Genomic DNA, 12,080 nt, shown 5'->3' with positions numbered 1-12,080 from the left:
ACATGAACCGCTGGGACTCCGGAGAAAAGAGCATCAAAGGATAAAGAAAACCCCAGGAAGATGCTAAAGCAGTATGCGAACTACTTTGATTCTTTTGAAGGCGTCAAGGTAGCTAATATCTGCGGATCCTGCGGCAAGAAAGCAATTCCGCTGGCTCTTTTGGGAGCAGAGGTTACAGTATTTGATATATCCGAAGCCAATAAGAAATATGCCATGGAAACAGCTGAGGCTGCAGGCGTAAACATTGGCTATGAAGTTTGTGATATCATGGAAATCGATATGGACAAGTATGCCGGCTTTTTTGATGTTGTCATTATGGAGGGTGGAATCCTTCATTATTTCCACGATATAGATGTTTTTATGAATGTTATGAACGGATTGCTTAAACCCGGTGGAAAGATGATCTGCAGTGACTTCCATCCATTTACTAAGATTTCCGATATACTTGGGCTGCAGCAGCCAACCATGAGTTATTTCTCAACAGATATCTTTGAAGGTGAGATGGCGCACGCAAGATTTTACGATGAGGAGATCCGTAAGCAGATCCCTAAATGCCATTACAGGAAGTACACAATCAGCGAGATCATCAATTCTATCATCGGGAGCGGATTTACTTTGGAGCGTTTTGATGAGCATCCTTCATGGGAGAACGAGAAACTTCCGGGAGAGTTTACTGCAATTGCAAAAAAAAGATATGAAAGGCGCAGATAAATTAACTAGAGTTTTTCTGCGCTTTCCTTACGTTGTGGAATCTCAACTACGCTTTTGATAAAGCGCAGAAAAGCATGATCTCGGATAGAGAACATCTATTGCTGCTTCTTAAAGAAAATCCTTCATTGACGCAAGCAGAACTGTCAGAGATGATGAACAAATCTAGAAGAGCGGTGCAAATGTTAATGAAGGAATTGCTGGACGAGGGCGTGATTGAAAGAATCGGATCTAAGAAGACAGGCTCATGGCTTGTGAAATAGTGGGGGATTTTGATATTTGAAAGTAATTATAATACGACATGGACCAGTTGCTTATGACTGGGAAAGAACGTATAGTTCCTGTGAGTTTGATAAGGCTTGTACTCAGTATGACAAGGCACCAATTATGCGGATGTCTTATGATATTCCTGTTTTTAATCTAAAACGAGTATACGTTAGTACCTTGCCTAGAAGTCGGGACACTGCAATAGAAATATTTGGGAATAAGGATTTTATATGCATACCTTGGTTAAAGAGATGCAAAAGGCGGGATTTAGAATCAGTAAATCGATGAGAAATTATAAAAATGGTGACTATGTAGTTGCTGAAAAATAGAGGTGGCTTAGATTGGATTTTACAATAAACGAGATGCAGGACATGCAACTTACGGAAATCGGTCGAGTTCTGCATTATGGTCATAAGACATATTATGTAGATTATTTATGCAATACGGACGTCGATAAAGATAGCATTATCCTTCAAGAGGGCGAGACATCTGCTTACAAATGGGTTACTTGCGATGAGTTGCGTAAATTGTCACGGGATGAAATTGCGACTCAGAGAATACAGAATTTTATAGAGGAGCTTAGATAAAGAATTATGAATGAACTCATACTTGTTGAACCAAGTCTGGAATATGCCGAGGATCTATGGGCGTTCAGACAGGAAATAATAGATAAAGATGCTGATAATGAAGATCAATTTGCTGGATGCATGTCATTGGATTCAAGTAGTTCTGCTGACGAATGAATCCGAATATGTTTTCTTAGAAAAGACGAAAAAACATGTGAAGAAGTAGGAACGACAGTTCCTTCACATACTTATCTGGCAATAAGGAAGAAGGATAACAGAATTGTTGGTGTAATAGATCTTCGTCATCATATTGATCATCCCATCCTTGGTACTTGGGGTGGACATTGCGGATATTCGGTTCGTCCTTCCGAGCGTAGAAAAGGCTATGCCAAGGAAATGTTACGCCTGGACAAGTTAAAGGCAAAAGAACTCGGGATCAATAAGATGCTTGTGACCTGCGACGAGGGAAATGATGCCAGCGAGAAAACGATTCTTGCTAATGGCGGGGTATACGAGAAGACCATCGATGTTGATGGCGATAAAATAAAAAGGTTTTGGATAAGCATATGAGCGTGGAAATATCAGTTATGACATATGGTCATCCGCTTTGGGACAAAACAATTTCCTTCGCGGAAAACTGTTCATGGAAGGCCGGACCGTATCTTGCCAAGATGATGCGTAACAAAGAGTTCTCGGAAACAGAGCGCGTGTTCGTTGCTAGTGAGGGCGAAGAAATCATCGGATATTGTACTTTTGCTAAGAAAGATGAATTGCCGGATGATGCCCCATATACACCATTTATTGGATTTGTTTTTGTTGATGAAAAAAGCAGAGGAAAGAGAGTTTCTGAACGAATGATTAATGTCGCTTCGGACTATGCCAGATCCATTGGTTATGAGAGGATTTATATTATGAGCGGTGAACAGGGATTGTATGAGAAATACGGGTTTGAAAAAATCGGTGATTTCAAAACCGTATATGGAACTGAAGACCAGTTGTTTCAAAAAAACCTAGCGTGATAACACCACCATGATAACAATTTGATAACATTAGCTGATACAGTCCATGTAATATGGACAGCTGAAACCAAATGGAATCAAATCGTAACAGATAGCCCTAACAAAAATGTTTAAGATACAGGTTTAGTTAGGGAGGAAGAGTATGAAAGCGAATTATAAAAACTGGATGCCGAAGGGAATGATAAAAGGGGCGCTTATATCAACAGTAGTGTTATGTGCGTTAACTTGCTTAGTGGGAATCGGAACAATAATCGGAAAGATTTTGTTGGTTCTTACGGTGCTGAGTGCATTTATGACTATATGGATGTTTCTTATGTACAGAGCTTTTTCTTATAACGGAACAAGGCAGATGTCAAAGCAGATAATTGAAGGAGTGTCTTCATATGTGGTTATTCCTGACGGTGGTGTTGGCCTTGATGTCGGATGCGGAAGCGCGGCGCTTACCATTGCATGTGCCAGGAAAAATCCGGGTGCAAAAATGATTGGAATAGACAGATGGGGCAAAGAGTATGCTTCTTTTAGCAAAAATCTATGCGAAAGCAATGCTGTCGCAGAAGGTGTTTTAAATACAACCTTTCAGCAGGGTGATGCTGTGAAGCTTGATTTTGGCGATGAGACTTTTGATGCGGTGACAAGCAATTACGTATATCATAATATTCCAAGTAAGGACAGACAGGCAATCTTGCTTGAGACACTAAGGACTCTTAAGAAAGGCGGAACTTTCGCAATCCATGACATTATGTCTAAAAGCAAATACGGAGATATGGAGAGCTTTGCAAAGAAACTCAAAGATATGGGCTATGAGCAGGTAAGACTTGTTGATACGACAAACGGAATGTTCATGAGCAAGTGGGAAGCTTCATGGATGGGACTTTCCGGTTCTACTCTTTTAATAGGCAAAAAGTGAGGTGACGAAAAATGAGAACAGACAGAGAATACAAAGATCTTACAGTAAAAGAGTTTACCCAGGCGGCTGAAATATATGAATCAGATAAAGCGGGAATATATGAAATGTGTAAGGAGGATTATCCATATATTGCATCTGAGCTTGATAAAGAGGAGTATCATGATCTTCTTGATTGCGGATGTGGAACAGGACCGATGATTTCATTACTCTATGAAAAGAATCCGAATAAGCATTACACGGGGCTTGAAGCTGCGCCCAAGTTTAGGCTGCACCTTGTTGCAAGAAAGGGAAAAAATGATTAAGCTTGCAGGATTGTCTGATTCGGAAGTTGAGGCTATCTCAAGGCAGATAGCTGACGCATTTTACGATTATGAATATAACAAAGAAGACCAAGGACTTATAAAGTTCATTCCAAATAGAGAAAGTATGTATACATACATTGGCGGAATTATCAGAGCTGCCTACAGAAGTGGTATCTTGTACACGACTTCTGAGAAAAGAGAAGGCTTTTTGGTGCTTTCGGGAGAAGGAGTAGGCACTGTCGGTTTCGTAGACGGAATGAAGATGATATCTGCAGAGAAAAGAGCCCTCGGCGGATTCAGGAAGATGAAAGAGTTCATTTCAGCATGCTTTTCTAATGGTCATTCCATCGAAACAAGAATGAAAAAAGCCAAAAAGAAATTCATTAAGATCGAAGTTTTGGTAGTTAGAAAAGAGTTTCAGAAACAGGGATTTATGAAGAAGATGCTAAAGTATGTATATGATATGGCAGATAAAAAAGGCATTTCTGTAATTCTTGACACCGATGATAAGGATAAGAGCGAAAGGTACAGATATCTTGGAATGGAGCTTGACCGAGTAAGAAATTGCGGAGAGAACTTCCATATGTATGACCTTATCAGAAAACCTGAGATTGCTTAGTATATCAGTAAAAAGGAGGTACGTCATGGCAACATTAAATGAAAGAAAAGTAGCGGTAGTAGGTTGTGGATTTGTCGGATCGGCATCAGCATTTGCACTTATGGAAAGCGGCTTGTTTTCTGAAATGGTGCTGATAGATGTGAACAAAGAAAAGGCAGAGGGTGAAGCTCTTGATATAAGTCACGGACTTCCTTTTGCAAAGCCTGTGCAGATATATGCAGGTGATTATAAAGATGCTGAGGATGCGGCGGTTGTCGTTGTGACTGCAGGTGCGGGTCAGAAGCCGGGCGAAACAAGACTTGATCTGGTAAAAAAGAATGTCGGAATCTTTAAATCCATCATTCCCGAGATTGCAAAATATAACACGGAAGGAATCCTTCTTATTGTTGCTAATCCTGTAGACATACTTACATATGCGGCGGCAAAACTCAGTGGATTTCCTGAGAACAGAGTATTCGGTTCAGGTACCGTGCTTGATACCGCAAGGCTTAAATATCTTCTCGGAGAACATCTTAAGATTGACAGCAGATCTGTTCATGCCTGCATTATAGGCGAACACGGAGACAGCGAGATCGCGGCTTGGAGCAGTGCGAACGTATCGGGAATTCCGCTCAATGATTTCTGTGAGATGAGAGGTCATTTCGAACATGAGAAATCAATGAAAGAGATTGCTGAGAATGTAAAGAACAGTGCATATAAGATCATCGAGAAAAAGGGCGCAACATACTACGGAATTGCAATGAGTGTAAGACGTATATGTGAAGCCATTGTAAGAGATGAAAAGTCAATCCTTCCCGTATCAAGTATTCAGCATGGCGAGTTCGGAATAGACGATGTTGCGCTCAGTATGCCGGCAATTGTTGGAAGAAGCGGTGTTGAGGGTGCAGTCCCCATCAGACTCAGCGATGAGGAAAAGAAAGCGCTAAAGGCATCGGCGGATACACTTAAGGAGGTTCTGAAGGGGGTACTATGATCCATAAATATGTAAAGATTGTGGCTTTAATAAAAAATGATACTATTTCTCATTAACCCCTAAAACACGTCTGATTCGTTGACATGCAAAAAAAGCTATAATAAAATATGCGGTGTTAGCATCTGCTAACACTTGAGTAAATCATGTGAATTCCTCTTTTGATTAGCCGGACTTATGAATCGGCTACTAGCGTACTGGCAAGATGACAATTAGATAAATTACTTGCGAAATAATCCATGTACTGCGTTGTCGTCAATCGTCGATGCTCGCATCGACGATGGTCTCCGCCTTGTACATGAATTATTTCACTTCGTAATTGATCAAAAGTCAACGTGCCAGTACGCTGAAGGGGAATTCTGTGTTTAAAATCTGAAAGGAGTAAGCAAAACAATGGGAAAGCTTGCAATTGAAAAAGTAATCGGAAGAGAAATTTTAGATTCAAGAGGAAATCCTACAGTAGAGGCAGAGGTTACTCTTGCAGACGGAACAGTGGCAACCGGAACTGCTCCGAGTGGTGCATCAACAGGTGAATTTGAGGCACTTGAACTCAGAGACGGAGATAAGTCACGTTATCTCGGAAAAGGAGTTACAAAGGCTGTAGATAATATAAATAATGTGATCAACGATGCGGTTAAAGGTATCGATGCTTCTGATACATATGCTGTAGATGCGGCAATGATCAAGGCAGACGGAACAAAGGATAAGTCTAAGCTCGGCGCAAATGCAATCCTTGCGGTATCAATCGCAACTGCAAGAGCAGCAGCTAAGTCACTTGATATTCCACTTTACAGATTCCTTGGCGGTGTTTCAGGAAACAGACTTCCTGTACCTATGATGAACATCCTTAACGGCGGAGCTCACGCTGACAGTGCCGTTGATACACAGGAATTCATGATCATGCCTGTAGGTGCTCCTTCATTCAAAGAAGCTCTTCGCTGGTGTGCAGAGGTATTCCATAGCCTCAAGAAGCTCATCAAGGATATGGGCGATGTAACAGCAGTTGGTGATGAGGGCGGATTTGCTCCCAATCAGCTCAAGAGCGACGAGGATGCTATCGAGAAGATTCTTGAGGCTATCAAGGCAGCAGGCTTTGAGCCCGGAAAAGATTTCATGATCGCTATGGATGCCGCTTCATCAGAGTGGAAGAGCGAAAAAGGAAAAGGTTTCTACAAGCAGCCCAAGTCAGGCAAAGAGTTCACATCAGATGAGCTTATCGCTCACTGGGAGAGTCTTGTTGATAAGTATCCTATCATCTCAATCGAAGACGGACTTGATGAAGAAGACTGGGAAGGCTGGCAGAAGATGACAGCTAAGATTGGTAACAAGGTTCAGCTTGTAGGTGACGATCTCTTTGTTACAAACACAGAGCGACTTTCAAAGGGTATCTCTCTTGGAGCAGGTAACTCAATCCTTATCAAGCTCAATCAGATTGGTTCTGTATCTGAGACACTTGAAGCAATCAAGATGGCTCACAACGCAGGCTACACTGCAATTTCTTCACACCGTTCAGGTGAGACTGCAGATACAACAATCGCAGATCTTGCTGTAGCGCTCAATACATGTCAGATCAAGACAGGTGCACCCAGCCGTTCAGAGCGTGTTGCCAAGTACAATCAGCTCCTTCGCATCGAAGAACAGCTCGGTGAAAGCGCCGTATATCCTCAGATGGATGCATTCCATGTGAAAAAATAAGAAGCGACAAATGAAGTGGTCCTAAGGGACAGTGGCCAAAAAAGACGTGTAGCAATGGTGCTACACGTCTTTTTACGTTATATGAATTTTACGGGGTTAAATACATGTTTGTTGTGTTAAGGGTTTATGCCTGCGCAAGCTGTCTTCCGAGATCTTCAAGGGCTGAAATTGCGTCTTCGTCGGGGGCACCGTTAGCCATCACACCTTCGCCGCCAATGATGGTTGCGCCTGCAGATGTAAGTCTGTCCTGCCAGTCACGCATCCACTGGCCGTCTCCCCAGCCGTATGAACCAAAGAGCGCAATCTTCTTGCCACTTGCAAAACCTTCATAATCAGCCATGAATGGCTCAACTGTTGTCTCTTCGAGTACTTCTGCTCCCATAGCGGGGCAACCGAATGCGATAACAGTATCTTTTGCTGCATCAGCTGCGCTGATAGCGTCAAATGTTGTTACCTCAGCTTCGCCGCCTGCACTTGTGATTCCGTTTGCCACTGCATCGGCCATTGCCTGAGTATTTCCTGTTCCACTCCAAAAAACTACTTTAACTTTACTCATAAAAATGATCATCCTTTCTGAGCAATTTCGCGAGTCATGCTCTTGAAAAATACGTTAGCAAATGCTAACATAAATATCAATAAAAAAACATGATAATATTTTTCAATATTTTACTGATTGAGAAAGTGCCATAAACATGCAGGAAAAGAGAGTATTCTGCATATGCGTTAGGTGCAGCTAACACAACGTATGATGCCAATTATCAAATTAGAAAAAATGATTTGGAGGAGTAATGGGAGATCAATTACTTATAAGTCTTTGTTCACCGACTTTGGCGGGGCTCAAAACAGGAAATCTTTTTACTGTCGATATCGATGACAGGGAGAGTTTTAACAAAGAAGTGAGAGACTTTAATTACAGGTTTGCGAAGAAAGGACTGCGAATGATACCCGTAAAGTATTACGAAAAGCGAGTCCTTATCTATGTTTACAGACCTGATTTTTTAAAAAGAGATTTTGCGAATAAAGAAGTATGCAAAGTCCTCAAAGAAAAAGGCTACTCATACACTAACGCAGATCTGTGCGTTGCGGAACTTGCGAAGCATTTGAGACAGGATGCAAAGTTTCCGCATGAGATAGGTCTTTTTCTCGGATATCCCGTGGCAGATGTTTTGGGATTCATGAAAAGCCCTGATGAGGGCGTGAAATACACAGGCTTCTGGAAAGTTTACGGCGACACCAAGTCAGCGCTTGAGACATTCGATAAATACAAGAAGGTTACAGAAATCTACAGCACAGCGCACAGAAACGGAGTACCTTTGGAGCAACTTACTGTTGTCTGCTGAGAAAACTTATCAATACCAAAGTCTGAACTGTATTGACTTTACAGTTATATGAGGTAGTATTAAAAATCGTAGAGGGTGATAAAAGGATTATCAATAATTTAATTATCATCCTCTGCGATTTTTTTATTATTCCGTTAGCAATACCTAACGACAAAGACAGGAGGAAGCAATGTTAAAAAAGGTTTTGGAGTATACGGGGAAGTATAAGAAATATACTTTTCTGGCAATGTTCATGCTGGTTGTAGGACTGGCATTTAATGTTTTGCAGTTCGTGGCTATCTATAAAATGATAGATGGTGCGACGGGAGGAGAGACGAGTATTTCTTTCTATGCTAAATGGGCAGTTATAATGTTGATCTGTGGTTTTATATACGTTGCATTATATATTTACGGATTGGATAGATCACATTTCAGTGCTTATCAGACACTTAAGAACCTGAGAATATCTCTCCAGAAAAAGATGGAGAATCTTCCGCTTGGAGTTATTCAGGAGCTTGGCGTGGGATCGCTTAAGAAAGTATTTATTGATGATATCGATAATATGGAACTTCTTATCGCACATGCACTTCCGGAAGGTTTTTCCAATATTGTGGTTCCGGTTCTTGTAATTGTCAGTATGTTCTTTATTGACTGGAAGCTTGCGCTTCTTTCACTTGCGTCTCTTCCCATCGGAATGGTGGCAATGTTTGCCATGTATGGTGCGGGAACAAGCAAGATGGGTGATTATTATGCTTCTGCTCAGAAAATGAATGATACCATCGTTGAGTATGTAAACGGCATGGAAGTTGTAAAGATCTTTGGACGTGACGGTGACAGCTACAAGAGATTTTCAGGGGATGTCATGAGTTACAGGGATTTCACTCTTGCATGGTACAAGATCTGTTGGCCATGGATGGCTTTATACGGAAGTTTCCTTCCTTGTGTAGCTCTTTTGACACTTCCTATCGGAGGATATTTTGTATATACGGGAAGTTCAACTCTTTCAAATTTCCTGCTTGTTATGTGCATGACTTTCTCAATAGGACCTACTATTTTAAGAGCGCTCACATTTATGAGTGTTCTTCCTCAGCTTAACTTTAAGATCACTGCTTTGGAAAATATTCTTTCGGCAGAGCCTCTTAAGCAGGGAACTAAGTCTTTTGAGGGAAAAGATCATTCGATTGAATTTAAGAATGTAAAATTCTCTTATGACAAAAAAGTGGATGTAATAGAAGATGTAAGCCTTACAATTCCGGAAAATACCGTAACGGCACTTGTAGGTGAGTCAGGAAGCGGAAAGTCAACTTTGGCAAAGATTCTGGTACATTTCTATGATGTTACCGGAGGAAGTGTAAAGATTGGCGGACAGGATATCACAGGTATGACGTTGGAAGCTCTGAACCGCGAGATATCTTATGTATCACAGGAACAGTTCCTTTTTAACATGAGTATCCTTGAGAATATCAGACTTGGAAAGCCCGGAGCTTCCGATGCGGAAGTAATTGAAGCTGCAAACAAAGCGCAGTGCGGAGAATTCCTCAAGAGACTTGAGAATGGAATATATTCAACGTCAGGTGCTGCAGGAAAGATGTTATCAGGTGGTGAGAGACAGAGAATCGCGCTTGCAAGAGCTATATTAAAAGATGCACCGATTATTGTTCTTGATGAAGCTACTGCATTTATGGATCCCGAAAATGAAGAGAAGATGAACAATGCGATAGCAGAGCTTATTTCAAACAAGACTGTAATAGTAATAGCTCACAGATTGTATTCAATCAAGAATTCAGACAAGATCGTAGTTATGAAAAACGGCAAGATTCAGGCGCAGGGAACTCATGATGAACTTCTTAAGACTTCTGAAATGTACAAAAACCTTTGGGAATTGTCTGAAGGCGCAAAGGAGTGGTCTGCTGCAGGTAAAGGCAGTAAGGTAACAATGAAGGAGGCATTTGCATGATCGGGGCAATAAAAAGAATTATAGACTGTTCGGGAAAATATAAAGGAAGGATACAGATTGCTTTTATTTTTTCCTTTTTGAAATCAGTTCTTCAGAATGCGGTAATCATATTGACGGTTCTTATGGTTGACGAGTTCTTTAAGGGAACGCTTGTAGCGGGAAGTTTTGTAAAATATGGATTTATGCTGCTTGGATGTGTTATTGCGCAGGCAATCTTCATCCACGCCTCAGACAGACTTCAGTCAGCTGCGGGATTTATGCTCATGGCTGATATGAGAATAAAGCTTGGTGAGCATTTAAGAAAGCTTCCGATGGGATATTTTACAGCTGGAAACATCGGTAAGATCAGCTCGGTTCTTTCAACAGATATGGTATTTATTGAGGAAAACTCAATGATGACACTTGCGGATACAATGAGCTATCTTTTCTCAGCTGCAATCTTTACAGTATTCATGCTTGTTTTTAATCCGGCGCTCGGCGCAGTTGCACTTATAGGATCATTGGTTTTGGTCTTGGCCGGTGAAGTGAAATACAGAAGAGGCATAACTCTTTCGGGTGAAAGACAGGAGCAGAGCGAAAGACTTACAAAAGCAGTTCTTGATTACATAGAAGGAATCGGAATCACCAAGACTTACAATCTTCTCGGAGATAAGTCAAAAGAAATGAGTGATAATTTCGAGAAGTCATGTGAAGAAAGTTTACGATTTGAAGGTAAGATGATTCCTTTGGGAATTGCCATAAATATCATTTTTGAGATCTGTTCTGTAGCGCTTGGTTTTGTGGCTTCAATCCTATTTTTAAACGGAACGATAGATATAACGGCATTTCTTGGAGTAACTCTTTTCATGCTTAATGTATTTATTCCTTTGAGAGTTGCATATATGGAATCTGAGAAGCTTACAATCATGGATAAGTGCCTTGACAGAATCGAAGAAGTTATGAATGAGCAGGAACTCTCTGATTCGGGAAATAAGAAGATAACAACTGCAAAAGAAGGCGTGCCTGCCGTTGAGTTTAAGAATGTAAGATTCTCATATGATGCAAAAGAGACGATCAGCAATGTTTCGTTCAAGGTTAATGAGGGCGAAACAATAGCGCTTGTGGGCCCTTCCGGAAGCGGAAAGAGTACACTTGCAAATCTTATGGCGAGATTCTGGGATATTGATGAGGGTGATATTTTGGTAAACGGAACCAGTATAAAAGATGTACCGCTTAAGAACCTTCTTGAACAGATCAGTATGGTATTTCAGAATGTATATCTTTTCAAAGATACCATTTACAACAATATCATCATGGGAAGACCTGATGCTACAAGAGAAGAGGTTATCGAGGCAGCCAAGAAGGCAAGATGTTACGACTTTATCATGAGCCTTCCCGATGGTTTTGAAACAATGGTAGGTGAAGGCGGAGCATCACTTTCAGGTGGTGAAAAACAGAGAATATCAATTGCAAGATGTATTCTTAAGGATTCGCCCATCGTTATCCTTGATGAAGCGACAGCAAGCATCGATGCCGATAATGAAGCTGCTATCCAGCAGGCAATTTCAGAACTCTGCAATGGTAAGACGCTCATTATAATCGCACACAGACTTAAGACTATTAAGGACTCTGATTGCATCCTTGTTGTAAACAATGGTAAGATTGTTGAAAAAGGAAAACATGATGCACTTATGGAAAAAGACGGAATCTATAAGAACTTCGTACAGATCAAGAATTCCGATTCCGGATGGTGCAAAAGAAAGATTGGCTGA

The 12,080-nt window shown here is 41.1% G+C and carries 15 protein-coding genes; 14 read left to right on the top strand and 1 reads right to left on the bottom strand.

Translation table 11 applies throughout. From position 1 onward, the window contains the following. Positions 1–60 precede the first annotated feature (60 nt). From G628_RS16435 to eno, 11 genes are all read left to right on the top strand, one after another. The gene (locus G628_RS16435; protein WP_081670565.1) at positions 61–711 is read left to right on the top strand and encodes a class I SAM-dependent methyltransferase; all 651 of its coding nucleotides are present in this window, start codon (positions 61–63) and stop codon (positions 709–711) included. A 74-nt stretch (positions 712–785) separates the two neighbouring features. Continuing rightward, positions 786–971, top strand: a complete 186-nt coding sequence (locus tag G628_RS19230) for a winged helix-turn-helix transcriptional regulator (RefSeq protein ID WP_034462027.1) — start codon at positions 786–788, stop codon at positions 969–971. Between the two features lie 345 nt (positions 972–1,316). Beyond that, on the top strand, positions 1,317–1,562 hold the full coding sequence (locus G628_RS16425; protein WP_185750413.1) for a hypothetical protein: 246 nt from the start codon (positions 1,317–1,319) through the stop codon (positions 1,560–1,562). Positions 1,563–1,568: 6 nt separating this feature from the next. Next, complete coding sequence (locus G628_RS19115; protein WP_242827171.1) at positions 1,569–1,718, top strand: hypothetical protein; 150 nt, start codon at positions 1,569–1,571, stop codon at positions 1,716–1,718. Next, a complete protein-coding gene (locus tag G628_RS19110; protein WP_330365434.1) occupies positions 1,719–2,111 on the top strand; it encodes a GNAT family N-acetyltransferase in 393 nt (130 codons plus the stop codon). Further along, on the top strand, positions 2,108–2,560 hold the full coding sequence (locus tag G628_RS0104725) for a GNAT family N-acetyltransferase (protein ID WP_196803706.1): 453 nt from the start codon (positions 2,108–2,110) through the stop codon (positions 2,558–2,560). The genes G628_RS19110 and G628_RS0104725 overlap by 4 nt, the downstream gene beginning before the upstream one ends. A 142-nt stretch (positions 2,561–2,702) precedes the next feature. Next, positions 2,703–3,467 carry a class I SAM-dependent methyltransferase gene (locus G628_RS0104720; protein WP_026655428.1) on the top strand — a complete coding sequence of 255 codons (765 nt, stop codon included), beginning with the start codon at positions 2,703–2,705 and terminating at the stop codon, positions 3,465–3,467. 11 nt (positions 3,468–3,478) lie between these two features. Then, positions 3,479–3,769, top strand: coding sequence for a class I SAM-dependent methyltransferase (locus tag G628_RS16415; protein WP_185750412.1), 291 nt, complete (start codon positions 3,479–3,481; stop codon positions 3,767–3,769). Further along, positions 3,762–4,388, top strand: a complete 627-nt coding sequence (locus tag G628_RS0104710) for a GNAT family N-acetyltransferase (protein WP_027208595.1) — start codon at positions 3,762–3,764, stop codon at positions 4,386–4,388. The genes G628_RS16415 and G628_RS0104710 overlap by 8 nt, the downstream gene beginning before the upstream one ends. A 25-nt stretch (positions 4,389–4,413) precedes the next feature. Next, the gene (locus G628_RS0104705; protein ID WP_027208594.1) at positions 4,414–5,361 is read left to right on the top strand and encodes an L-lactate dehydrogenase; all 948 of its coding nucleotides are present in this window, start codon (positions 4,414–4,416) and stop codon (positions 5,359–5,361) included. A 390-nt stretch (positions 5,362–5,751) separates the two neighbouring features. Further along, positions 5,752–7,053 (top strand): phosphopyruvate hydratase, encoded by a 1,302-nt coding sequence (eno, locus tag G628_RS0104700; protein ID WP_026514103.1) that lies wholly within the window; start codon positions 5,752–5,754, stop codon positions 7,051–7,053. 124 nt (positions 7,054–7,177) lie between these two features. On the opposite strand, the gene G628_RS0104695 is transcribed toward eno, so the two are convergent. Further along, positions 7,178–7,609 carry a flavodoxin gene (locus G628_RS0104695; RefSeq protein WP_027208593.1) on the bottom strand — a complete coding sequence of 144 codons (432 nt, stop codon included), beginning with the start codon at positions 7,607–7,609 and terminating at the stop codon, positions 7,178–7,180. Between the two features lie 232 nt (positions 7,610–7,841). Between G628_RS0104695 and G628_RS0104690 the strand changes: the two genes are divergently transcribed. From G628_RS0104690 to G628_RS0104680, 3 genes are all read left to right on the top strand, one after another. Next, the gene (locus G628_RS0104690) at positions 7,842–8,393 is read left to right on the top strand and encodes a DUF3793 family protein (protein ID WP_026514098.1); all 552 of its coding nucleotides are present in this window, start codon (positions 7,842–7,844) and stop codon (positions 8,391–8,393) included. 169 nt (positions 8,394–8,562) lie between these two features. Continuing rightward, complete coding sequence (locus G628_RS0104685; protein ID WP_027208592.1) at positions 8,563–10,329, top strand: ABC transporter ATP-binding protein; 1,767 nt, start codon at positions 8,563–8,565, stop codon at positions 10,327–10,329. After that, positions 10,326–12,080 carry an ABC transporter ATP-binding protein gene (locus G628_RS0104680; protein WP_026514096.1) on the top strand — a complete coding sequence of 585 codons (1,755 nt, stop codon included), beginning with the start codon at positions 10,326–10,328 and terminating at the stop codon, positions 12,078–12,080. The genes G628_RS0104685 and G628_RS0104680 overlap by 4 nt, the downstream gene beginning before the upstream one ends.

The sequence above is a fragment of the Butyrivibrio hungatei NK4A153 genome, from assembly GCF_000424465.1.
Classification (GTDB): Bacteria; Bacillota; Clostridia; order Lachnospirales; family Lachnospiraceae; genus Butyrivibrio; species Butyrivibrio hungatei_A.
Note: the sequence above shows the minus strand (reverse complement) of the source record. Positions and strands in the feature narration are given on the sequence as shown.